Raw genomic sequence first — 24724 nt, 5'->3', positions numbered from 1 at the left:
ACGCACAGTAAAAGGCATGCACAGAATGTATCACAGGATACATCTGCACATGCCTTAGGGTAACGGTAAGAAGCTTATTTGCTTGCGGTTGGATTGCTGTGGCTCCCGCTGATCTGGGCCAGCTGTACATTCCCGAGAAAAGCGGATACCCGCCGCAGATACTCACGCGGGTGCTCGCGGAACAGCAGCTCATGATGGCTGTTCTCCACGATCCATGAATCCGAATACGGATTGCTCTGGTTCGCCGCCAGCTCCTCGGCAATCGGATAAGGGGCCTTATCGTCCTTAGTACCGTGCATGAACAGCACCGGGAACGGATAATCCTCCGATTTGACCTTGGAGTAAGGGATCTGATTCAGTCCTGTGCCGTTCAGGACCGGGAAGAGCATCTCCATAATCTCCAGCGAAGGCTGGCGTGGAAGATTGATATTCTGCTTGATATTATGGTACAGGGTGTCCGGCTCCAGCAGGAAGGTGCTGTCCAGAATCATCGCATCCACATCTTTGGTTACAAGTCCTGCCTGCAGGGCAGTGCCTGCGCCCATCGAGAAGCCCCAGACCACAATCTGGTCTGCCCCCTGCTCCTTGGCGAATTCAATGGCTCCGAGCAGCTGCTGGGATTCCTTTTTGCCGCCGGTTGCGATATCCCTGTCGGTCTTGGAGGCGAAGCCGTAGTCGAACATGACGACATTGAATCTCAGGCTGTGCGCATAATGAGCCAGATCATACATGGGCACCCAGCTCTCTTCGCGGTTCGCGCCATAGCCGTGACTGAAGACAATGGTTTTGGTAGCTCCCTTGGAAGGAATATACCAGCCCTCCATCATCCGGCTGCCGTCCTTGGCAGGGAAGGTGATATCCTCGTAGGCGAGCCCCTTGGCCTGATAAGGATTGGAGTAGAGTGGGGCTACGGTAGGATTCGAGAGTACCCAGGCGATATAAGCATGCAGGGCGATGAAGCAGAATACAAAGAAGAAGAATACGGATAACAGCAGGGCCACAATGATGTGCTTGAGGCGTATCATCCGAATCGGAATTAAGGTTGACGAAGCGGACTTATCCTCGTTAGGCATACGGGAGACCGGCGCGCCGGGATGACTAGTTGCCAGATTCATAAGGTCCCCTCCTGGAAAGTTTCAAGATTCAGAGCATGAATAGTTCATATATTTAATCGTAAATTTATGCCCTTACAAAGTCAATGGAAATGGTTCTTTTGTAATGTAACTGTAAACTGCGGACGGCTGATTATGGATGCGGAATCTGCTGGACTTTATTTAGGCTTTTGCACTAAGATAGGGATATCTTAATAATTATGTAACCGGGTTTCAATAGGTGAAACATGTGAAGGGGAGATCGGGGTGGAAGACCGGAAGCTGACTGTACGCGCCGTAGAACGTGCGCTGGATATATTGCTGTGCTTTACTCAGGATAATGATGATTACGACCTTAGTCTGACGGAGATCTCTGCGAAGATCGGCCTGCATAAAAGCACAGTGCACCGTCTGTTGACTACACTGGAGGAGAAGGGCTTCCTGCAGCGGGACGAGGGGACGGACAAATACCGCCTGGGTATCCGCATCTGGGAGCTGTCCACACATCTCCCGACGCTGAACGAGCCGGCGGTGCTTCTGCTGCCCGCCATGGAGCGGCTGCGCGACCGTCTGGGCGAGACGGTCAGCCTGTATCTGCGCGACAATCTGGAGCGTGTGCGCATTCAGGCGGTGCAGAGCCGCCAGGCTATCCGCCGGGTAGCCCAGATCGGTGCAAGGCTGCCACTCTCGGTAGGCGCCTCCAGCAAGGTGCTGGCTGCTTACGCGCCGCCTGAAGTGCAGGTCCGGCTGCTGGCCGACCCCGCATGGCCGGACAGCGTTGACCGCAGCCAGTACCTGGAGCAGCTGAAAGAGATTACCCGCTGCGGCTATGCAACCAGCTTCGAGGAACGGGAGCCGGGAGCGGCAGCAGTGGCAGTTCCCATCGCCGGCCGGGCCGGGGGTGTGGTAGCAGCGCTCTCGCTGTCCGGCCCGGTCAGCCGTCTGTCGCGGGAGACGCTGGAGGAATATGCTGTCATTTTAGCGGAGGCCGCTGCTGAAATGGGCCTAATGATGGGTTGAGATGTAGGCCTCCGTAGGCAGATCCGTGCAGGAAAACTTTAGGAAATACAGGCTATTCAGTCTTCGGCATTCATTGTATATCTAGTTAAAATGAACTATCATTAGTAATGATTAGCTAAATTGAGATTGAAGAAATAAGAGGAATCCAGGTGCACGAGGTGATGGGATGAAAGTAGTTATACCCGATTCACTGATGGGAGAAATTCAAGAGCTCCAGGATACGTTCGGCTCTGTTACGGGTCAGGCGCTTGTGCTTACGGATCAGGCCGGGAATGTGGTTACCCGCCCAACGCTGTCCGGAATATTCTATCAGAAGATGTTTAATTCTTTACAGGTCATAGAGCGGCCCTTCGAGCCTGCATTGATTAGAATGGGCCCCTTATCATATCCTGCTGTACTTGAAGAGTGGGTACCCGGGTTGAAGTATGTGGTCAGTCCGCTGGCTCCTGACTATGGACAGACGTACTATTTATGGTCCGGCTTATATATGGAAGAAGGCACCCGCGGGCTTGTGCTGCAGGCGTTCGAGGCCAAGATGCGGAATCACCCCGACTATGAGATGCTGAAGGATGTACTGGCCGCCATGCCTGAGCTTAGCCGGGAGGGCATTGCCAGCATCAGGGGGAAATTGAGTGTGCTCGGGAATGTGCTCTCCAAATTGCTGGCGGGCTGCGCAGTGAAGCCTCTGGAACAGAGACGGGGTCTGCTGATTTCCCAGCTGTTATCCAATCTGGAGAGTGAGTTCCTGAAGATAGAGGTTGTGCTGCAGCAGCTGGCCGGTACGTTATCTGACGCAGAGCTGTATGCCTTTGCCCAAGAGGAGGAGGCCGGCCAGTTCAAGGTGAAATATTCTGCCGGCAAAGAAGCAGGGCTCCTCATGAACGCCGGGTTCCAGCAAGGAGACGGTTTTCTGGGACAGGCAGTTCTGGGCATGGAGCCCAGGCACTGGCAGAGCGTTGCCCAAGATTCGAGATCGTTATTCTTCACCCAGCGCGGGATGACGCAGCCGGAATATTTGTCATGCTATCCTGTGAGAATTCACAGCGGGAAGAGGGCCGTACTGCTTGCTGTGGGCTTCGGAAAGAGCCGCCTGATACAGGACTATGCCCAGTACGAGCAGAATGTTACTGCGCTCCTGGGCTTATCCGGACGGGGAGAGCAGCTGGTGCAGCGTGAAGCCCTGCGCAGGGAGGCCACCCTGCGTTTGAAGGAAGCTGCCCGCCTGCTTCCGCAGGCCGCATCTACCCAGGAGCTGGGCACCGGGCTGCTGGATATGATTATGGGCATGCCGTTCTTCCCGTCATCGGTGCTCGTATTCTTCGAGGAGCAGCCCGGGGAGACTCATTATGCCAAGGGATGGAGGCCGGAGGAGATTGAGCCGTATGTCCAGGACCTTCAGTCCCGTTACTCCTCACAGGCCTTTCTCTCTTCTGCGATCATCAACGGGGAGGCAGAAGGGCAGGTCTTGGTTGAATGTCCGCTGATTGCTGAGAAGGTATTCAAGGGCATTCTGTCTGTGGGCTTCAGACGCCGCAGCGAAGCTGAGGAGTGGCTGTCCTTAACCAGCTGTCTCGCCAGTCTGGCGAGTACTTCGATCCGCCTGATCGAGAAGGAAGCCAGACATATGAAGCAGGCAGGGGTCTTCACCGGTCAGACGCTTCATTATCTCCAGCTCAGTAATCCCGAGCTGCACCGCCTGTCGGCAGAAGCTTCTGCTATGGCGTATGAGCTTGCCCGATATACAGGATTGCCGGAGCGGGAGTCAGAGCAGATGAGAACGGCTGCGCTGCTGGCTCCGTTCAGGCTGGAATTCCTGCATGGGTACGGGTTCTACCCGGAGGAGCTTTCTTTGCTGAAGCAGGTGGACCAATTTACTTCGTTCTATTTTGAGATCAATAAGCCCTCGGTCTCTGTCATGGCCCAGCTGCTCGTGCTGGTGCTTCATCATGCAGGCAAAGGCGCGGACAAGGAGCTGCTGGCGGACACGGATCTGGAGTGGCTGAACCCCTCCCGCTTCTATCTGGATGACCATGTGGTTGGGGAGCTGTACAGTGAGCCGCGCAATACCTTCCAATCCTTTTTGCGCAGCCGCTCGGAAGCGATGCCCGCCAAAAGAGGTGTGTCGGCAGGGAAGCTGCTGAACAGTACAGCACTGAAGACGCCCAAGGAGGAATGGGGAATCTCACCGCGCGAGGAGGAAGTGCTGGAGCTGATTATTCTGGGCAAGACGAATAAGGAGATTGCCAGTGCCTTGTTTATCAGCGAGCATACCGTCAAGAACCATCTAAGCCGCATTTTTAATAAAATGGACGTAACGGACCGTTCACAGATCATAGCTCTGGTCTACAAAAGAATATTCGATTCCGAACGTATCGAGATGTCCTGATGGCCTCCTGAGGCTGCGATAATTTATCCGCTTATGCCAGAGAAATGCAATCCCCTTTCCAGCGAAAGGGGATTTTTACTGCGGAAAATTCCGGGACAGTTGTCAGCCGGAGAACTCTATGATATCATTACAAATGATAATGATTATCAATATCATATATACATAGGGGGATTATCTTGAGATACTCTAAACAAAGTCTTGTCCTGATTGTTTTTACTCTCGTCATGGCTGTCCTGCTGGCAGCCTGCGGTTCATCGGGTAACTCCGTCTCTGGCTCCGGGGCGGCAGCGAATGCACCTGCACCTGCAGCATCTGAAGCACCCACGGCTGCTCCGGCTGCTGGCGAACCTTCCGCTGAAGCAGAGATGGTTACTTTCCAGGACGGTGCCGGTGAGGTTCAAGTGCCTAAGAATCCGCAGAGAATCGTGGATACTACAGCTTTTTATACAGGATATCTCCTGGCGCTGGGTGTGAAGCCGGTAGGGGTCATGCAAGGAGCCAAGGATAGTCCATATCTTGCAGAGATGCTTGAAGGTGCAGAAGGGCTGGGTGATGACGTCACCCCGGAGAATATCCTGGCCCTGAACCCTGACCTGATTATTGTGTATACCGGAACAGAAGGCATTGATAAGCTGAAGGAAATAGCGCCTGTGGTACAGATTAAATATGGCGCCAAGAATTATAAGGATCAGATGCTCGACTACGGCAAGCTTGTGAACAAAAATGATGAAGCTAAGGCCTGGATCGCCCAGTGGGAGGCCCGCATTGCTGAACTGAAGCCGCAGGTACAGGCTGCTGTCGGCAATAAGACTGTTTCTATCCTGAATCCATATGCCAAGGGGCTGTATGTCTTTGGTCATAACTATGGCAGGGGTGGTGAGATTCTGTATGGGGAGTTCGGGCTGAAGGCTCCCGCAGAAGCGCAGAAGGAGGCCATCGACAGCGGAACAGGCTGGGCTTCCATCTCTCTGGAGAAGCTGCCGGACTTTGCGGGAGATATTATCTTTACCTGCCCATGGTCTGGGGATACTACAGACCCGAAGATTGTCTATGACAATCCGCTGTGGAAGGGGCTTCCGGCGGTCAAGGCAGGGAATGTGTTCCAGCTGAATCCTGCTGCCGATACGTACAATGACCCGATCTCTCTGGAGAAACAGCTGGATTTCATTACGACCAGCCTGCTGTCGGTCAAATAGGGCATTCCTGAATGAGACAAAAGCTGCGCCGGTATCAGACTGAAATCTGATACCGGCGCAGCTTGTATAATGATCTGGCCTTATGAATGAAGCAGACTTATTCTACCGGTTGAGCCGCTTCCGAGGCAGTAGCATCTGCCAGCATCTGGCGGAGCACTGTCTGCAGAATACCGCCATTGCGGTAGTAGTCGATATCTACGCTGCTGTCGAGACGGGCAATGACCGGGAAGTCGAACTGCGTGCCGTCTTCACGGGTAGCAGTGACCGTCAGCTCCTGCCCGGGAAGGACGTGGTTGTCAAGACCGGTAATGTCGAAGGTCTCACGTCCGGTCAGTCCCATGCTGCTCCAGCCATGGCCTTCCTGAAACTGCAGCGGCAGCACGCCCATGCCGACGAGATTGCTGCGGTGTATCCGCTCGAAGCTCTCAGCGATGACGGCTTTGACTCCGAGGAGGAGTGTTCCCTTGGCGGCCCAGTCGCGGGAGCTGCCTGTGCCGTATTCTTTACCGGCGATAACGATCAGGTTCTGTCCGGCCGATTGGTACAGCATGGAGGCGTCATAGATCGACATGACCTCATCACTTGGCAGGAAGGTGGTTACGCCGCCTTCTGTTCCAGGAGCCACTGCATTGCGGATACGGATGTTGGCGAACGTACCGCGCATCATCACCTCATGATTCCCGCGGCGTGAGCCGTAGGAGTTGAAGTCAGCGCGTTCCACGCCATGGCCGCGCAGATATTCTCCGGCCGGACCGGAAGTGGAGATATTCCCGGCTGGCGAGATATGGTCGGTAGTGACGGAATCGCCAAGCAGCGCAAGTACACGGGAGCTCTTGATATCCTGGATGTCAGAGGCACCGTCTGCCAGATGCTCGAAGAATGGCGGATTCTGAATGTAGGTGGAGTTGTTATCCCATTCATACAGCTCGCCTTCCGGTACCGGAATGTTATTCCAGCGTTCATTGGCCGTGAATACATTCTCATATTTGCTGCGGAACATTTCCGGACTGAGCGAGAGCCCTATGGCTTCGCGGATCTCGGCTGAAGTCGGCCAGATATCAGCCAGGAAGACAGGCTCACCCTGCGGGTCATAGCCCAGCGGCTCGGTCTTCAGATCAATATTCACTGTGCCGGCCAGTGCGTAAGCGACAACCAGTGGCGGTGAAGCCAGATAGTTGGCTTTGACCTGGGCATGCACGCGGCCCTCGAAGTTACGGTTCCCGGAGATGACTGCGGCAACCGTCATATCATGCTCTGTAATGGCTTCGCTGACTTCGTCAGGCAGCGGGCCGGAGTTACCGATACAAGTGGCGCAGCCGTAGCCGGCCAGGTAGAAGCCGAGTGCTTCCAGCGGCTTCAGCAGATCTGCCTTCTGCAGGTATTCCGTAACGACCAGCGATCCGGGAGTGAGGCTGCTTTTGACATACCCCGGTTTGGTGAGACCGCGTTCTACAGCCTTCTTGGCAAGCAGTCCTGCGCCCAGCATTACGCTTGGATTGGAGGTGTTCGTACAGCTGGTGATGGCCGCAATAACAACCGCTCCTGTGGTGAGCTTGCTGGTGCTTCCGTTCTTATGCTGTACTTCCACCGATTGGGCAATCTTCTCATCGCTGAGGCCATAGCCACCCTTGTCAATAGGTGTACGGATAATGCCTTCGAAATTCTCCTTCATATGGGTAAGCTCTACCCGGTCCTGCGGACGCTTCGGTCCGGCCAGGCTGGGAACCACAGAAGCCAGATCCAGCTCAATGACATCGCTGAATGTCGGGTCCGGTGTCTCTGCGGTGCGGAACATGCCCTGCGCCTTATAATAATCCCCCACCAGCTCTACCAGCTCATCCGGGCGTCCGGTGCTGCGCAGATAGGCCAGCGTCTCATCGTCTACAGGGAAGAAGCCGATCGTTGCGCCGTATTCAGGAGCCATGTTGGCTACCGTCGCACGGTCTGCCAGACTGATGTTCGCCAGACCCGGGCCGTAGAATTCGACGAACTTGCCGACTACGCCTTTTTTGCGCAGCATTTGGGTAACGGTAAGGGCCAGATCGGTAGCTGTAGCGCCTTCCATCAGACTGCCGGTCAGCTTGAAGCCGACGACATCCGGGGTAACGAAATACAGCGGCTGTCCGAGCATTCCTGCTTCAGCCTCAATTCCGCCGACGCCCCAGCCCACTACGCCAAGACCGTTAATCATTGTAGTATGGGAATCCGTGCCGACCAGGGAATCCGGGTAGACCACTGTCTCTCCGTCAACGGTTTTGGTGGCCGCTACAGAAGCCAGATACTCCAGGTTCACCTGATGCACAATTCCGGTTGCCGGAGGAACCGCACGGAAATTATTGAAGGCGGTCTGTGCCCAGCGCAGGAAGCGGTAGCGCTCCTCATTACGCTCAAATTCTACGTTCATATTATATTCAAGGGCATCGGCTGTTCCGAATGCATCAACCATAACGGAATGGTCAATAACAAGGTCAACCGGTACAAGCGGGTTGATCTTCTTCGGGTCTCCGCCCGCCTTCTTGACGGTATCGCGCATAGCTGCGAGATCGACAACTACAGGCACGCCGGTGAAATCCTGCAGGACAATCCGGGCAGGAATGAACGGAATTTCCTTATTACGGTCAATGCCGCCGGACCAGTTAGCCAGCTGCTTAACATGTTCTTCTGTAATCGCCCGTCCGTCATATTGGCGGACAGCCGCTTCGAGTAATACCTTAATGGAGAATGGCAGGGAGGAAATGTCGCCTGCACCTTGCTCCTCCAGAGCGTTCAAATGATAGTAGCGATAAGTTTTGCCACCTGAGTTCAGGTTCTTGGCCAATGAAAAATGGTCCTTGCTTGGCATATATGCGCCTCCTCGTTTCATCTGATGAAACTACATTTCATAATTCCTATGCTTTAAGTATAACGTTTACAATCGGGGGAGTAAAGTTTTTTTTGCTCCCTGATGTAAGGTATATTCAGGGTTTACACGAATGCTTAGAACCCTCGGCCCCCTGACTTCCTTGCAGTTAAATCGCTCCTGCTTCCGTATAGGTGCAAGCAATCCTTCATATACATAGGACAGCAGCCATTATGGCGGTGATACCTGAAGGAATATTCTTAGCTAACATCATATACATTCTTATCTGTGAACGAAAGGGCGGAGTATGAATGGAGCAGCAGTGGAAGAAAAGTCTCTATGTCTATGTGGACCAGCTGAACAAGGGGCGGGTTGCACCTGGCGCCGAGCCGCGTCATACCACGATCAGGGACCCCCGGTTCCTGGACGAACAGCGCACGCGTTCCCGCCGGATCGCCCAGTGGTACACCCGCCGGGGCATTACTCCGCTGCGCGGGGAGACGGGGGTGCGGACGCTGCGGACCGTGCGGCAGAATCCAGCGGAGGTGGTCGCCGATGTGGCGTTGCACAGCGCCTTCTATTATGAGAAGGGCGGGATGACGCACCGCGAGGATGTGGTGGAGTCGGAACGCCTGACCTTTGTGCGTGAAAAGGGCGGCTGGGAGATTGTGAACGTGGAGCGCAGTGTGCCTGAGCGCAATGGGGTGCGCAAGGTGGTGGAGAAAGATCCGGCTCTGCGGCTCTCGGAGTGGGGGGAGGCTCTGCCCGATCCGCGTCCGTCCCAGCCGCTGCTGAACCGCCGTGTCCTGAAGGGTGCTACTGGTGTCCGGGAGGTGCGCTACCGCCGGGAAGAAGCCGCAGCCTATGCGGACCTCTGGTGGAAGGAAGGGAACCCGGAGTTCGAGATTTTCGAGGTGGACTGCACCAATTACGTCTCTCAATGTCTCTTTGCAGGGGGAGCGCCTATCAACTATACTGGTAAAAGAGAAACGGGCTGGTGGTATAAGGGCTATAATGGAGCCCAGGAATGGTGGAGCTTCAGCTGGGCGGTCTCCGATAGCCTGAAGCGTTATCTGAGCGGGAGCCGGGGAAGCGGGCTGCGTGCGGAGATTGTCGAGCGGCCGGAGCAGCTTCAGCTGGGCGATATTATTCAGTATGACTGGGACGGGAACGGACATTATCAGCACAGCACGATTGTTACCGCATTTGATGCGGGCGGACAACCGCTGGTGAATGCACGGACGGTTAGCAGCCGTCACCGCTTTTGGGATTACAAGGATTCCTACGCCTGGACGGACCGGACGGCTTATCGTTTTTTTCATATTAATGACTATTTATAGTTCAGAAAGAGGTTAATGCATGGGGAACGCTAAAACTACCGTAGGACTGGTGTACGGCGGCAAATCCGGAGAGCATGAGGTATCGCTGCAGACGGCTTATGCGGTTATGAACGCTTTTGACTACGATAAATATGAGATTATTCCGTTCTATATCTCCAAGCAGGGGGTATGGAAGGTAGGTGCAGTGCTGGAGGCTCCCTTCCCCGCAATTGAGCAGCTTAAGCTCTCCGGGGTGGCTGGTGATATGGGCACGGCTCTGAATGCCTTGTTCAGCGGGCTCAGCGGAGGCGAGCAGGTCATCGACGTCATGTTCCCGCTGCTGCATGGTACGAACGGTGAGGACGGCACCATTCAGGGACTGTTCGAGATGGCGAATATCCCGTACATCGGTGCAGGGGTACTGGCTTCGTCGGCGGGCATGGATAAGGTCGTTATGAAGAAGCTGTTCGGCGAGGCGGGGCTGGAGCAATGTGACTATTGCTACTTCAATGCTGTGAACTGGAGACAGCGTAAGCATGAGCTAATTGTAGATCTGGAGGATAAGCTGGGATATCCGGTCTTCGTCAAGCCTGCCAACCTGGGCTCCAGCGTAGGAATCTCCAAGGCCTCCGACAAGGAAAGCCTGATCAAGGCTGTGGAGTATGCCTTCCGTTATGACACGAAGGTGATTATTGAGGAGTTCATCGATGCGCGGGAAGTGGAGGTGGCGGTACTCGGCAATGAGGAGCCGGAGGCTTCGGTTCCGGGTGAAATCGTCTCTTCCGGTGAATATTATGATTATGCGGCCAAATACACTGACGGCAAATCACAGATGCTGATTCCGGCACCTGTCGATCCTGAGGTAGCGGACCGTCTGCGCGAGTCGGCTATACTGGCCTTCAAGGCTATTGAGGGCAGCGGCATTACCCGGGCCGATTTCTTCCTGCGGAAGTCTGACGGCAAGATTCTTATTAATGAAGTGAATACCATGCCCGGCTTCACCCCGTTCAGCATGTATCCTCTGCTGTGGCGTGAGACCGGTGTGTCCTATAAAGTGCTGCTGGACCGTATGATTGGGCTGGCGCTGGAGCGTTACCGGTTCAGACAGGGCCTGAAGTACGATAATGAATAAACCACGTTGATCGGCGGGAGAATTCCGGCCGGGAAGGAGAGATATGCATGGGGTTTCAATCAGAATTCAATTCGGTGTGCAAGTTCAAGAATGAGCAGGAGCTGTATGAACTGCTGGAGTACGGACGTACCAAGATGGTGAAGCAGGGCTTCCGTGTCTATCCGACCGGCCAGAAGGTTATAGCCTATAATCCGCAGAATGTTGCGGTGGCCATTGTCAAAATTTCCGCGTCGATCGCCGAAATCAATTTTCAGGGCAATGAGGTTACGGCGGTGGAAATGGATCTGGTCCGTAAGCTGAATGAGGAAGAGTCACGCGTTCAGACGGCTCTTGCCTTCGAAATGTTCTTCGGGGAAGAGGGATGATTGTCCGCTTCGGCTATGTCGCCATGTCTACGGTGATCCCTGACTGTTCTCCCTCCAAAACGATGACTATGGCAAGCTTCAACAAGCTGGGCGACCGGGAGGCGGGCCTTCGTAAGCTGGAATCCATCGCCCGGATGAATCTGCATAATACGCTCCGTCTGCTGAAGCATAATGTCGGCTCGGATATTAAGGTCTACAGACTCACCTCCAAGCTGGTTCCGCTGGCAACTCATCCTAATCTGGCGGATTGGAATCCGCTGGCTGCTCTTGCGGAGGAATTCGCTGAGGTGGGCAGCTATGTGAAGAAGCACGGGCTGCGCGTCAGCTTCCACCCGGATCACTTCACGGTGCTGAGTACGCCGCGGCCGGAGGTGCTTGCAAGCTCGATCCGTGATCTGCAGCATCATACGGACATGCTGAACGCGATGGGGCTGCCGGCGACGGCTAAGAGCAATATCCACATCGGCGGCGCTTATGGGGACAAGCCTCTGTCTGCGGAGCGCTTCTGCGTGCAATGCTCTGCACTGCCGCTTGCACTTAGAGAGCGGATGACACTTGAGAACGACGACAAGACGTTCAATGCGGTGGAGACGCTTGAGGTTTGCCGCAGAGTGGGATTGCCGATGGTGCTGGATATCCATCACCAATGGGTCAACAATGAAGGCGAGCTCCCCTGGGAGCTGTGGCCGGAGATTCTTAAGACATGGACAAGCCCTCTGGCGCTGAAGGATGTGCCGCCTGGAGGTCATCTGCCGCCGAAGATTCATGTGTCCAGCCCGCGCAGCCCGTCTGATCCGCGCAGCCATGCCGACGGGGTGGAGCCGGCACCGCTGGTTGCTTTTCTGAAACGGATTGCTGCGGATACTCCCGCCGTAGATGTGATGATTGAGGCGAAGCACAAGGATGGGGCCCTGTTCGGTCTGATGGAGGAGATGAAGGGACTGGCAGAGGGCGGGAATGGAATTATGGTACTAAACGGAGCGAGCGTGAATATAGAACCATAACTGGCACAAAACTTGCCGGCCCGGCCCCTTAGCGGCACCAGTCATGACTTGATAAACCGGCCGAAATGAGGTACGTTGAAAGAAAGTGGAGCAATCATGTTCTAAGGCAGAGAAATGGTATCCTGCGGAAACAGCGTTCCACGGGAGAACAATCATGCGCAAAGAAAGCGGAGTGAAGAGATGAGTCCTGTAAGTCCTGATAACCGAAATGAACGGCAGCCCTATGTAGTAACAAGCAAGGGACATACGGCGGCAGCCATCAATGCTGCGGCCAAAGCGGGGGAATGGATCAAGAGCAGACAAGGCCAGGTGAAGGAACTGGGCAGCAAGACATCGGCCCAGGATCTGGTCACGGAGGTCGATAAGGGTGTGGAGCAGATGATCCGCCGGCTGATCCTGACCCATTATCCCGACCATGCCATCCTTGGCGAGGAGGGTGTTGAGCCCGGTGCGGAGGCACTGACGGCTGCCCTGGATGAAGCGCGGGAGCATGAGTATCTGTGGATTGTTGATCCGATAGACGGCACGACCAATTTCGTGCACGGCTTCCCGTTCTACTGCGTATCGATTGCTCTGGTGGTTAAGGGAGAGCTTACGGTAGGCGTGATTTATGATCCGATCCGGGACGAGATGTTCGTGGCCGAGAAGGGGAAGGGCGCATACATGCACGGGATTCCTACAAAGGTATCAGCGGAGACACTTCCGGGTAACAGCCTGATCGCTATGGGCTTCCCGCCGGACCGCGTGGTGGCCCAGCCGGCGAATATGGCCGGGCTGCAGCAGATTATGCCGCAGGTCCGCGGCATTCGTGCAGGAGGATCGGCAGCACTCCATCTGGCTTATGTTGCTGCCGGACGAGTGGACGGGTATTGGGAGGTTGGACTAAGCCCTTGGGATTGTGCGGCCGGGGTGCTGCTGGTGCTGGAATCCGGCGGCAAGGTCACGAATACGCTGGGCGATCCCTACGATATAGGCACACGCCATGTAGTCGCAAGCAATGGACGAATTCATGATTATCTGGTTACGTCCCTGCAGGCCGCAGATGCCACAGGCTTCAAGAAGCAGTAGGAGGGCTTACACTGTTATGAATGAGAATGAAGATCTGGAGCGGAGGTTAAGCGAGCTTCTGGAGGACGGCGAGATGGAACAGGCGGACCGGCAGGCCAAGGAGATTCGTCAAATTTCGCCCAAGTATGAGATCCGCATACAGACTACACTTGACCCAATTGTCGAAGAGACGCTTCGTTACCGCAAAATCGCCTATGAGCTGGATGACCGGTATGATAAATATGTGAAGCGCTCAGACCAGGCGAGCAGTCCGCCAAGCACTAGCCGTCCTAATAAATCTTTAGAATCCGGCAGCGGGGAGCAATAACCTGCTGCCGTTATCCCAGGAGCGGTTTTCCGAATTATCGGAAGACCGCTCTTTTGTGCAAATATAAGAATCTATATGTTTCACACGATAGATTATCCTTCTATTTCTCGCTGAAACGGTACCGTCCTTAAAAAGGATGGCAAAGCCGTTTCCACTTGTGCGAGGCGGGATGTTAGAATAGAATTATACTAATTTAGGAGGAATACGATGCTGAAGACATGGAGAAGGTTAATATCAGCTTCTGCTAGCGGACTGCTGTTGTTCACCGTATTAATCAATGTGCATGCAGGTCCGGCGGATGCCGCTGCAGCAGCCGTGGCGCAAGGAACGGAGCAGGATGTCTTTCGTATCGTGGCACTAGGAGATTCCATTACTGCCGGGTATGAGCCGGGAATGACTGATCCCGGGGTGAAGCCGTACGGATACGCTGAACGATTACTGGAGCAGGGCTGGTATCATGGGAGAAGCGAGCTTAAGAATTATGGTATCCTTGGCCTTAAGACAGCAGGACTGCTTCAATATACCGGAGCTATTAAGGACAGTGCGGCCATTACGCCGGAGGCCATTCAGCCGGGGCTGTCTGATCCGCGTATCTTGCAATTTGCTGCGCTGGCCCCGCAGATTAGAACGGAGCTCGCTGCGGCGGATCTCATTACCATTACCATCGGCGGTAATGATGTCAGCAGCCTGTTCCTGAATTACAAGACGCTGAGCGATGCTGATTTTGCTTCCCAGCTTGCGGAGCGTCTAACGGAGTACAGCAGTAATGTAACAGCGCTGCTCAAGAATATCCGGGAAGTGAATCCGCAGGCAACCATTTTGCTGGCCGACCAGTATCAGCCTGCTCCGAAAATCGCCCTGGGGGCTTCGTACGACAAACTGATGAATGCGGCTGCACAGTTCACCACCGCGGCTGAGAATATTGCGGCTACCCTGAACCAGGCAGGCGCTCCTCTTAAGGTAGCTCACGTAGCTGCGAAGTTCGCCGGTGCAGAGGGATCGCTAACTCACATCATCGGAGCGGGGGCGGCAGACTTCCATCCTACGCAGCTTGGATATGAACGGATTGCTTCTGTATTTGCTGAGTTGCAATGGGGGGGATACCGTACGCCGGCAGTAACGGCGATGGCTTCAGAGACAGCGCCGATGTCCATCGTAGTGAAGGGTAAGGAACTGAATACACCCAATAAGCCCATTCTGAAGAACGGGCAGAACTTCCTGGCGCTGAAGGATATTCTGAATGCGGTAGGTGCAAACGGCAAATGGGATAACAAAACCTCCAGCGCTACCGTCATTTACGGCGGAAGAACGGTGGTTATTTCGATCGGCTCGAAGACCATTAAGGTGAACGGTACGGATGTGGCGATTGATACTCCAGCTTTTCTGCACAAGGTCGGTAAAGAGGATAAAACCTATCTTCCGCTCGCCGCGCTCGCTACCGGACTTGGCTTCGATGTGAATTACAGCAGCAAGCTGCGGACAGCTTTCATTAATCCGTAATCGTGCATAATCTAACCATAGCATCATCAAATCAGTCCCGTAGTGGAAAAGGTGGATGAACCCAGTTGTCTAGTACAAAGTATAATGCTGATTACATCATCACGATGGAGGATATCATACGGGAAGGCGACCCTGTCCTGCGTACGGTAGCGGAAACCGTACAGTTGCCGCTACAGGCGGAAGATCGCGGTGCACTGCTGAGTATGATGCAGTTCCTTAAGAACAGTCAGGATGCCGAGATGGCTGCCAAATATAAGCTGCGCTCAGGGGTAGGCTTATCCGCCAATCAGATCGGACTATCGAAGCGGATGTTTGTCATGTATTTGAAGGATGATAACGGCAAGAATGTAGAATATACCTGGATAAATCCCAAGATTATCAGCCATTCGATGGCCATGGTCTATCTGCCGGAGAGCGAGGGCTGCCTGTCCGTGGACCGGCCGGTGCACGGCTTCGTACCGCGGTATGAGTCTGTGAAGGTCAGGGGATTTGATCTGAACGGCGAGGTGATTACCCAGAAATTCAAGGGCTATCAGGCGATCATCATCCAGCATGAGATGGATCACCTGGACGGAATGATGTTCTATGACCGGATCAATCCGCAGAACCCGTTCAAGCTTCCGCAGGATGTGGAGATCCGCAGCCTGTATGAGCAGAAGGGCAAGTAGACAAGGAACCTTTAACAAGCACTTGATGTCTGAAGCAGCCATCGTGATAAGTTATGTAGTGGTCGCCTTCACGGGCGGGAGCATGCAGCTTGCCGTACGGCTGGTGACCCCGCTTGCGGTGGCTGCGTTGTTCGTGTACGGGCGGCGTAAGAGTGGGGAGTAGTGAATTATCCTGGGGTATTTTTACAAATTATTTCATTGAAATCCCTGCTAATATCATGTAAACTGGGTATAGTAATATTAAGTTGTATCTCAATCTTAAGGTACATGCTGGACACGGTAGCGTCCGGTACCCTGCGGGAGGGTCTCACAAAATCCTGGAATATTACCAATCGGCTACCACGTAATCATCATTCTTGGTTTCATGGAATATCCTATAAGTATGTCGCTTGAAGCGAGCTGGACCTGGTAGCGTCCGGTACCCTGCGGGAGGGTCTCATAAAACCCTGGAATACCACAAATCGGCTACCTTTAATAATAATGTATTGCTCTGATGTCTTTTTCATCAGGGCATTTTTGTTATTAAGAAAATAGTTCTAGGGGGAACATTATTGCTAACTGCCGCAGCTCTTATCGCACTTCAATCGAAACCATCATTCACGGATGTGGAATTACTGCCGCTAAGCGATTTATATTACCAATATCTATATCCAAATATCTTTGAATTTGTTCTAGCAAGCGGTGAAATAATTATATTGAAGTTCAATTTAGAGGCATTCTGCCATTTACTTGGTCTTAAAAAAACTGTTGAACAGGCGAGAAGACTCAGCCGGGAAGTGAAGAAGGAATACAAGGGAATGGCCGGTTGGAATGCGATTCGCGAAGGGCGGTCAAGCAAAGCAATTATACGGGCGTATGGAGTTTCGTTGGACCCGATGAAAGACAAGATGTTGTTTTTTTATTACTTGCCTGAACTTCTCCGAGTTGGCTCATTAGCAATCAAGTTTGTTCCTTCAAGTTCAACCCGAATTCCTTCTGAAATTATTATTTATAATTTGCATGTTGCAGACAATACATACATCCAAATTGGAATCAGCAAGTGTGACCACGGAAGATGGTACTACCCTGAGACTTTTTTAATTGAACGTGTTAAAGTTTCGCGGCCTAATAATAAATTTGCCGACCCGCCAAGCACAGTTGTTTCTATCACCAGTCGGAACATTTATCCGCGATATTCTTCTCCAATCCGACCAAAAGTCAGAAGAACAGCTTGTCGGCTACCAAAGCGTTCACATCGATTAAGGAAGCATTAGAGTTGAGGCTATTATTCATATATTAAAAACGAAACCCCTGCCGCTTAAAGCTTTAATGGCAGGGGTTCTCCTATGTGATCAAAATCGATTACTTCTCCACAGCCATAGCCGCGAACGAAGCCTCTGCCGCTTCCAGGGTGAGGTCGATGTCGGCATCCGTGTGGGCGGTGGTCAGGAACCACGCCTCATATTTGGACGGGGCCAGGTTGATGCCCCGGCTCAGCATATGACGGAAGAAGCTGGCGAACATTTCACCATCGGTATCCTGTGCTTCCTCATAATTCGTAATGGGATGGCTGCAAAAATGTGTGGAGAAGGCGCCGCGAATCCGGTTGATGGTGAGCGGAATGCCGTGACGGTCAGCGGAGGTCTGAAGTCCTTCGGTCAGGCGGATTGCCAGCCGCTCCATCTCGTCATAGACGCCTTCAGCACTAAGCACCTCCAGGCAGGCAATCCCTGCCGAGATCGAGGCAGGGTTACCGGCCATCGTGCCGGCCTGATAAGCAGGACCGAGCGGAGCGACCTGCTCCATGACATGCTTGCGGCCGCCGTAAGCACCGATCGGCAGTCCGCCGCCGATGATTTTGCCAAGGGCCGTCAGATCGGGAATGATCTCCTCATGATTCACAAGACCGGCATAGGTCTGCGTGGAGCCATAGTGGAAACGGAAAGCGGTAATCACTTCATCATAGATGACCAGGGAGCCGTTCTCGTGCGTCAGCTTGCATAGGCCTTCCAGGAAGCCTGGCTCCGGCATAACCATACCGAAGTTGCCGACAATCGGCTCGACCATAACGGCAGCCACATCCTGGCCCCATTTCTCGAGAGCTTCACGCAGGGCGTCCAGATCATTGAAGGGAACGGTGATGACCTCTTGGGCGATGCTGGCCGGAACGCCTGCGCTGTCCGGGATGCCCAGTGTCGACGGACCTGAGCCTGCGGCTACAAGCACAAGGTCCGAGTGACCGTGATAACAGCCGGCGAATTTGATGATTTTGCTGCGCTTGGTGTAGGCGCGGGCGACGCGGATGGTCGTCATGACGGCTTCTGTACCGGAGTTCACGAAGCGTACCTTATCCATCGAGGGAATGGCTTCCTTCAGCATCTTGGCCAGCTTGATCTCAAGCCGGGTTGGCGTTCCGTAGAGCAGTCCGTTCTGCGCAGCCTCTGTAATAGCGGCGGTGATATGCGGGTGGGCATGTCCGGTTATGATCGGGCCGTAGGCGGCCAGATAATCAATATATTCATTGCCGTCCTCGTCCCAGAAGCGTGAGCCTCCGGCGCGTTTCATGAAGACAGGGGCGCCTCCGCCTACGGCCTTGAAGGAGCGGGAGGGGCTGTTCACGCCCCCGACAATATGCTGTAGAGCTTCGTCATATAGCTGTTCTGATGTGCTGCGGTTCATAGGTAATGTTCCTTTCCTCTTGGCTTGTGCCCAAGGGAAAGGGCGAACCGCGGCTGATTCCCGCTGTCCGCCCGCCCCGTGTGCCAAGCATGGTTATATTGGATGTTATTTTGTTTCCGGTGATGCTGAAGGGCTGCTGCCCGGTGAAGCCTCTGCTCCAGGAGTTGGCGATGGTTCTGGTGCAGTGAGTGTATCCTCTACGAACTTCTTCAGTGCCTTCTCGCTGCTGAACCCGATCACCTGGGAGCCGTCCTTGAGGGTCTTCTCCCGGATCAGCTTCATCGGCGGAATCTGCTCGCTGCCGCCCATAGAGCTGTCATAACCTACAGCGCCCAGCTTCCACATGTCACTCGCGTCAAGGTTCGTGTCGATATAAGGCGTAACCTGACCGAGAATATTCGGCAGCTTGATGATCGAAGTGGTGCTGATCACCTTGTCCGCCACCGCCTTAAGGAAGCCGCGCTGGCGCTCGGTCCGGGTGAAGTCGGAGGTGGCATCATGGCGGAAGCGTACATATTGCAGCGCCATTTTGCCGTCCAGGTGCTGGAAGCCTTTTTTGAGATCAATGTCGTATTCAGGCCCGTCAGCCTTGGTGGTATAGCGCATGTCCTTCTCGACCTCATAGTCCACACCGCCCACGGCATCCACCAGCTTAATGAAGCCCTGGAAATCGGTATAGACATAATATTGAATCGGAATGCCGAGCAGGTTGCTTACCGTCTGCATCGCCGTATTGGGTCCGTAAGTAATGGCGGCATTGATCCGCTGACTCCCGTGGTCTGGTATATCAACATACGTATCGCGCAGAATAGAGAAGACATAGAATTTCTTCTTCACCGGGTCCAGAGAGGCCACCAGCATCGTATCCGAGCGCGGAACCTCGCCCTTCTTCACCCCGCGGCCATCCACGCCCATAAGCAGGATGTTAACCGGCTCTGTGCCCTCCCATTCAGGGGGCTTAACCGCTTCTGCCGAGGCAGTGGGAACATTCGCGAACGGAGAATCTTCGCCTGTCTTGTGGAGGTTATCGAGCTGGTTGTAAATAGCAGTGAAATAGTAAACCAGACCTCCGATAATTAAAAGGAGTATGATTGCCAGAGTCCAGAGCAGCGGTTTCTTCTTTGACTTGCCGGCTTTGGCGTGCCGGTTCTTTCTTGGTGGCATTTCGTTCGTCCTTTCCAGTTCACATTCTCTACATTATAATTTCTTTTGGGAAGACACGCAATTTCAGGTTCACCAACTATATCGGCAAGGAGTGAATTCTACATGAATATTACGATCGGCCAGGAGGTCCCCGACTTTACGCTCCCCGCATCTACAGGACGGGAGATTACTTTAAGCGACTATCGCGGCAGGAAGGTGCTGCTCTATTTCTATCCCAAGGACAGTACCCCGGCTTGTACTCAAGAGGCTTGTGATTTCCGCGATGCCCACGATACAATTGCCGCGAATGGGGCGGTTGTCCTTGGAATCAGTGCTGATCCGCTGGCCTCACACAGCAAATTCAGCACGAAGCATAGCCTGCCGTTCCCGCTGCTGTCGGATGAGGAGCATAAGGTCAGCGAGCTGTTCGGCGTCTGGCAGCAGAAGAAGCTCTACGGCAAGGAGTTCATGGGCATTGTCCGTTCTACTTTTCTAATTGATGAGGAAGGAGTTCTAATAGCGGAGTGGCGAAAAGTCAGAGTGAAGGGCCATGTGGAGGCCGCATTAGAACAAATCGTGAAATAATTAAGTATGCTGGGAATTAATTGTATTTGTCTGTTACTTTTCTAACAGCTCTAGTCAGGCTTACTCGTGATATAGTTGCCTCATATTACTTCAAATTTGGAGCAAGGTATGGGGGATGGCATGAAGAGACTGCGTATTGGGCTTGACGTCGGATCAACTACAGCCAAATTGGTGGTTATGCAGCGGGATATCATTATATATCAAGATTATGTTCGTCATTTCAGTGATATAAAAAAAGCGGCGGTTACCCTGCTGTCAGAGGTGCAGCAAAGATTCGCAGACAGTGAAGCAGCGCTCACCGTAAGCGGCTCCTCCGGGTTATCTCTGTCTAAGCTAGGGGACATTCCGTTTGTCCAGGAGGTTATTGCCTGCACGAGGGCGATCAGCGGACGGATTCCAGAATGTGATACCGCGATTGAGCTGGGCGGTGAGGATGCCAAAATCATCTATCTCAGCGGCGGCATTGAGCAGCGGATGAATACAGCCTGTGCAGGCGGTACGGGAGCATTCATCGATCAGATGGCCTCTCTGCTGCAGACGGACCCTGCCGGGCTGAATGCGCTTGCGGTGAAGCATGAGCGGATCTATCCCATCGCTTCGCGCTGCGGGGTATTCGCCAAGAGCGATGTGCAGCCGCTGCTGAATGAAGGAGCACGGCGTGAGGATGTGGCAGCCTCGATCTTCCAGAGCATCGTGAACCAGACCATTAGCGGCTTAGCCTGCGGACGGCCGATCCGCGGGCGTGTTGCTTTTCTCGGGGGACCGCTCACCTTTCTGTCCGCTCTGCGGGACCGGTTCACGGAGACGCTTGGACTGAAGGAGGAGGAGGTGCTGTTCCCGGAGCATTCGCAATACTTCGTCGCCATCGGTTCGGCGCTTGCTGAGTCTGATCCTGTGTTCCTGCCGCTCAGCAGCTGGATTGCCCGGATCATGGCGGTAGACTTCTCGCAGGACCGCGCGGAGGATGCAGAGCTGGCGCCGCTGTTCAGAACGCCGGATGATCTGGCACAATTCAGGCTCCGTCACCGCCAGGCTACAGCTCCGCGCTCCGCGCTGGACGCTTACCGGGGGCCGGTCTATCTCGGCATTGATGCCGGCTCTACCACGACAAAGCTGGTAGTTACCGGAGCGGCGGACGAGATTCTGCATACCTTCTATGGCAGCAATGGCGGTAATCCGCTCCAGTCGGTCACCGACGCGCTGAAGGAGCTCTACCGGATTCTGCCCTCTGGCTGCTACATTGCTGGAGCTTACGCAACCGGTTATGGCGAGGGTCTGGTCAAGGCGGCGCTGCGGATGGACGGCGGGGAAGTAGAGACGGTGGCCCATTACAAGGCAGCCTCCCGGTTCATGCCGGAGGTCGATTTCATCCTCGATATCGGCGGCCAGGACATGAAGTGCATCAAGATCCGCGGGGGAGCTATCGACAGCCTGATGCTGAATGAAGCCTGCTCGGCGGGCTGCGGCTCCTTCCTGGAGAGCTTCGCTTCCGCACTGGAGCTTGGCATAGAGGAATTCGCCGCTGCTGCGCTCGAATCGAAGGGGCCGGTGAATCTCGGCTCGCGTTGTACCGTGTTCATGAATTCCAAGGTGAAGCAGGTCCAGAAGGAAGGGGCGACACTTGCCGATCTCTCGGCGGGGCTAGCCTATTCCGTGGTGAAGAATGCGCTGCAAAAGGTGATCAAGATCCGTAATCCCGAAGATCTGGGCCGGAATATCATTGTTCAGGGCGGCACCTTCTATAATGAAGCTGTCCTGCGGGCTTTTGAGCTGCTGACGGGAAGAACGGTAGTCAGACCCGATATCGCCGGTGTGATGGGCGCTTACGGCTGTGCGCTGATTGCCAGAGAACAGGCTGCGCCGGAAGGAATCAGCACAATTCTCGGACCGGAGGAGCTGGAGAGCTTCCAGTATTCAGTTGCTCCAGGCCGCTGCAGCCGCTGTGCCAATAACTGTGCGCTGACCATCAGCCGGTTCCCGGACAAGAGCTTCCATGTGACGGGGAACCGCTGTGAACGCGGCGCAGGCGGCAAGAAAGAGAAGAACACACTACCGAATCTGATGCAATATAAATATGAGCGGTTCTTCGCCTACGAGGGCCTGCCTGAGGTAGCGGCGGTCCGGGGAACGGTTGGTCTTCCGCGCACAATGAATATGTTCGAGAATTATCCGTTCTGGCATACCTTTTTCACCTCGCTGCGCTACCGGACCGTGCTGTCTCCGAAGTCGAGTAAGAAGCTGTATGAGAGCGGAATGGATACGATTCCTTCGGAATCCATCTGCTATCCGGCCAAAATGGCGCACGGGCATGTACAGCAGCTGATCGGGCAAGGCGTAGACTTCATCTTTTACCCGGCGGTGGTGTATGAGAAGAAGGAGGATGATGCGGCGCAGAATCACTTCAACTGCCCGGTGGTTGCCTCCTACCCTGAGGTGATCCGCAATAATATGGACGGCCTGAAGGAGCAAGGGGTTCCGCTGGTCAGCCCGTTCCTGACCTTCGACGATATTCCGGCGCTGACCCGGGTGCTGGTACGAACCTTCGCCGAGGTGCCTAAGGAGGAGATTGCGGCTGCTGTCCAGGCGGGACTGGCGGAAGCGGAGCAGGCGAAGAACGATGTGCGTACCAAAGGAGAGGAGACGCTGGTCTTCCTCACGGAGACAGGCACGAAGGGGATTCTGCTCTGCGGGCATCCGTATCATGCCGACCCTGAGATCAACCACGGGATTGCCGATATGATTACCGGTATGGGACTTGCGGTGCTGACCGAGGATTCGATCTGCCATCTGGACCGCAGTGAAGGGGACGTTGGCGTAGTGAACCAGTGGACCTACCATGCGCGGATGTACCGTGCGGCCCGGCTGGCGGCGGGAAGAAGCGATCTGGAGCTGGTCCAGCTCACCTCCTTCGGCTGCGGAATCGATGCGATTACCTGCGATGCGGTTCAGGAGATTATGGAGCGGCACAACAAGGTCTACACGCTTATCAAAATCGATGAGATCAGCAATCTCGGAGCCGCACGGATTCGCCTGCGTTCACTCCAGGCCGCGATGCGCGAGCGCGAGAGAGGCGAGGTTAAGCCGCAGCTGCTCTACAAGCCGCAAGTCAATGTGCCGTTCACCAAAGAAATGAAGGATAGCTATACCATCCTTGCCCCGCAGATGTCACCGATTCATTTCGAGCTGTTCGAACGGGTCTTCCAGGATGCAGGCTACCGGCTGAAAATTCTGGAATCGACCGGTCCGCAGGAGACGGAGGAAGGCCTACGGTACGTCAACAATGATGCCTGTTATCCGGCGATTGTAACGATCGGGCAAATGCTGTCGGCACTGAAGAGCGGCGATTACGATCCGGACCGGACGGCTGTGATTATGTCGCAGACCGGAGGCGGCTGCCGGGCGACCAATTATATCTCCCTGCTGCGCAAGGCACTGAAAGATGCCGGTCTGGGGCAGATCCCGGTCATCTCCCTGAATGCCTCCGGGATGGAGAACCAGCCGGGCTTCCGCATCAGCCTGAAGCTGGCGAACCGCCTGATCGCCGCAGCCTGCTATGGGGATCTGATGATGCGTCTCCTGCACCGCTTCAGACCGTATGAAGCAGTGCCGGGAAGCGCAGAGGCCTTATTCCGCGAAGGAATGGGCCGCTGCAAGGGCAGCCTGTCAAACTTCTCGTTCCGCGAATATAAGCGGCTGACCCGTGAGATTGTTGCCGGGTTCTCGTGGCTGCCGGTCATCCCGGCGGATAAGCCCAAGGTGGGGATTGTCGGGGAGATCCTGATCAAATTCCATCCGGATGCCAATAACCATATCATCGACATGATTGAGGCCGAAGGCGGAGAGGCCGTGATGCCTGATTTCCTGGACTTCATTTTCTATTGTGTCTACAATCCGATCTACAAGGCCGGGCAATTCGGCAAAAGCAAGCGGCTGGGCTATATCAATCCCATGCTGATCTCCTATCTCGAAATCTACCGCAAGCCGGTCAAGGTAGCACTGGAGGAGGCAGGATTATCCAAAGGCCGGGAGAATATCTACGGTCTGGCCGAGAAGGCAAGCCGCCTCGTGTCGGTCGGCAACCAGATGGGCGAAGGCTGGTTCCTGACAGCGGAGATGATGGATCTATTGGATAACGGTGTGAATAATATTGCCTGCATCCAGCCGTTTGCCTGCCTGCCGAACCATATTACCGGGCGCGGGATGATTAAGGGGCTTAAGGATCTATATCCTGGTGCGAACATCGTCGCCATTGATTATGATGCCGGAGTCAGCGTGGTCAATCAGGCTAACCGGATCAAGCTGATGATGTCGATTGCCAGCGGCCTTGCCGCCGGTACCCAGCCGTCAGCGGATGATCTGGCACAGCTGGTGCCAGTCATGGCCGGTGGTGTGGGCTGTCAAGGATAGAGCCAGCGGCCTGCGAATAAGCAGCGGTTTAATAAA

General features: G+C 54.4%; 19 protein-coding genes. 15 read left to right on the top strand and 4 right to left on the bottom strand.

Annotation, left to right across the window (positions count from 1 at the left end; translation table 11 throughout):
• Window positions 1-74: 74 nt before the first annotated feature.
• Window positions 75-1073, bottom strand: coding sequence for an alpha/beta hydrolase (locus NSU18_RS16505; RefSeq protein ID WP_341151055.1), 999 nt, complete (start codon window positions 1071-1073; stop codon window positions 75-77).
• A gap of 285 nt (window positions 1074-1358) precedes the next feature.
• On the opposite strand from NSU18_RS16505, the gene NSU18_RS16500 reads away from it, so the two are divergent.
• The 3 genes from NSU18_RS16500 to NSU18_RS16490 all read left to right on the top strand — a co-directional run bounded on the left by NSU18_RS16500 (window position 1359) and on the right by NSU18_RS16490 (window position 5693).
• Window positions 1359-2111 (top strand): IclR family transcriptional regulator, encoded by a 753-nt coding sequence (locus NSU18_RS16500; RefSeq protein ID WP_341014751.1) that lies wholly within the window; start codon window positions 1359-1361, stop codon window positions 2109-2111.
• Window positions 2112-2277: 166 nt separating this feature from the next.
• Window positions 2278-4497: a response regulator transcription factor gene (locus NSU18_RS16495; protein ID WP_341014749.1), complete on the top strand. Its 2220-nt coding sequence runs from the start codon at window positions 2278-2280 to the stop codon at window positions 4495-4497.
• A 176-nt stretch (window positions 4498-4673) separates the two neighbouring features.
• Window positions 4674-5693 carry an ABC transporter substrate-binding protein gene (locus tag NSU18_RS16490; protein WP_341149566.1) on the top strand — a complete coding sequence of 340 codons (1020 nt, stop codon included), beginning with the start codon at window positions 4674-4676 and terminating at the stop codon, window positions 5691-5693.
• A gap of 97 nt (window positions 5694-5790) precedes the next feature.
• On the opposite strand, the gene acnA is transcribed toward NSU18_RS16490, so the two are convergent.
• The gene (gene acnA / locus NSU18_RS16485) at window positions 5791-8535 is read right to left on the bottom strand and encodes an aconitate hydratase AcnA (RefSeq protein ID WP_341149565.1); all 2745 of its coding nucleotides are present in this window, start codon (window positions 8533-8535) and stop codon (window positions 5791-5793) included.
• Between the two features lie 308 nt (window positions 8536-8843).
• On the opposite strand from acnA, the gene NSU18_RS16480 reads away from it, so the two are divergent.
• The 10 genes from NSU18_RS16480 (at window position 8844) to NSU18_RS16435 (ending at window position 17148) form a co-directional block, all read left to right on the top strand.
• Window positions 8844-9872, top strand: a complete 1029-nt coding sequence (locus NSU18_RS16480; RefSeq protein WP_341014745.1) for an amidase domain-containing protein — start codon at window positions 8844-8846, stop codon at window positions 9870-9872.
• 19 nt (window positions 9873-9891) lie between these two features.
• The gene (locus tag NSU18_RS16475; RefSeq protein WP_341149564.1) at window positions 9892-10983 is read left to right on the top strand and encodes a D-alanine--D-alanine ligase; all 1092 of its coding nucleotides are present in this window, start codon (window positions 9892-9894) and stop codon (window positions 10981-10983) included.
• 47 nt (window positions 10984-11030) lie between these two features.
• Complete coding sequence (locus NSU18_RS16470; RefSeq protein ID WP_341014743.1) at window positions 11031-11348, top strand: hypothetical protein; 318 nt, start codon at window positions 11031-11033, stop codon at window positions 11346-11348.
• Window positions 11345-12352, top strand: coding sequence for a UV DNA damage repair endonuclease UvsE (uvsE, locus tag NSU18_RS16465; protein ID WP_341014740.1), 1008 nt, complete (start codon window positions 11345-11347; stop codon window positions 12350-12352). The genes NSU18_RS16470 and uvsE overlap by 4 nt, the downstream gene beginning before the upstream one ends.
• Window positions 12353-12532: 180 nt before the next feature.
• Window positions 12533-13420: an inositol monophosphatase family protein gene (locus NSU18_RS16460; protein ID WP_036723796.1), complete on the top strand. Its 888-nt coding sequence runs from the start codon at window positions 12533-12535 to the stop codon at window positions 13418-13420.
• 16 nt (window positions 13421-13436) lie between these two features.
• A complete protein-coding gene (locus tag NSU18_RS16455) occupies window positions 13437-13727 on the top strand; it encodes a hypothetical protein (protein WP_341014737.1) in 291 nt (96 codons plus the stop codon).
• Window positions 13728-13934: 207 nt separating this feature from the next.
• Window positions 13935-15227, top strand: a complete 1293-nt coding sequence (locus tag NSU18_RS16450; RefSeq protein ID WP_341149563.1) for a stalk domain-containing protein — start codon at window positions 13935-13937, stop codon at window positions 15225-15227.
• Between the two features lie 104 nt (window positions 15228-15331).
• Window positions 15332-15895 carry a peptide deformylase gene (gene def, locus NSU18_RS16445; RefSeq protein ID WP_341151054.1) on the top strand — a complete coding sequence of 188 codons (564 nt, stop codon included), beginning with the start codon at window positions 15332-15334 and terminating at the stop codon, window positions 15893-15895.
• A complete protein-coding gene (locus tag NSU18_RS16440) occupies window positions 15876-16058 on the top strand; it encodes a hypothetical protein (RefSeq protein ID WP_341149562.1) in 183 nt (60 codons plus the stop codon). Before def ends, NSU18_RS16440 begins: the two co-directional genes overlap by 20 nt.
• A gap of 388 nt (window positions 16059-16446) precedes the next feature.
• Entirely contained in the window at window positions 16447-17148 is a 702-nt protein-coding gene (locus NSU18_RS16435; RefSeq protein ID WP_341149561.1) for a PBECR4 domain-containing protein, read from the top strand.
• 88 nt (window positions 17149-17236) lie between these two features.
• Here the strand turns inward: NSU18_RS16435 and NSU18_RS16430 are convergent, their stop codons facing one another.
• Both NSU18_RS16430 and NSU18_RS16425 read right to left on the bottom strand, forming a co-directional pair.
• Complete coding sequence (locus NSU18_RS16430; RefSeq protein WP_341149560.1) at window positions 17237-18553, bottom strand: glutamate-1-semialdehyde 2,1-aminomutase; 1317 nt, start codon at window positions 18551-18553, stop codon at window positions 17237-17239.
• 105 nt (window positions 18554-18658) lie between these two features.
• Window positions 18659-19717, bottom strand: coding sequence for an LCP family protein (locus NSU18_RS16425; RefSeq protein WP_341014730.1), 1059 nt, complete (start codon window positions 19715-19717; stop codon window positions 18659-18661).
• Window positions 19718-19819: 102 nt separating this feature from the next.
• Between NSU18_RS16425 and bcp the strand changes: the two genes are divergently transcribed.
• Together bcp and NSU18_RS16415 are read left to right on the top strand one after the other, a co-directional pair.
• A complete protein-coding gene (gene bcp / locus NSU18_RS16420) occupies window positions 19820-20281 on the top strand; it encodes a thioredoxin-dependent thiol peroxidase (protein ID WP_341014728.1) in 462 nt (153 codons plus the stop codon).
• A 120-nt stretch (window positions 20282-20401) separates the two neighbouring features.
• Window positions 20402-24688 carry an acyl-CoA dehydratase activase-related protein gene (locus NSU18_RS16415; RefSeq protein WP_341149559.1) on the top strand — a complete coding sequence of 1429 codons (4287 nt, stop codon included), beginning with the start codon at window positions 20402-20404 and terminating at the stop codon, window positions 24686-24688.
• The last annotated feature ends 36 nt before the right edge of the window (window positions 24689-24724 follow it).

The sequence above is a fragment of the Paenibacillus sp. FSL H8-0048 genome (genome assembly GCF_038002825.1).
In the GTDB taxonomy this organism is placed as follows: Bacteria; Bacillota; Bacilli; order Paenibacillales; family Paenibacillaceae; genus Paenibacillus_AQ.
The sequence above is the reverse complement of the archived record's forward strand: the minus strand, read 5'-3'. Positions and strand labels throughout refer to the sequence as shown.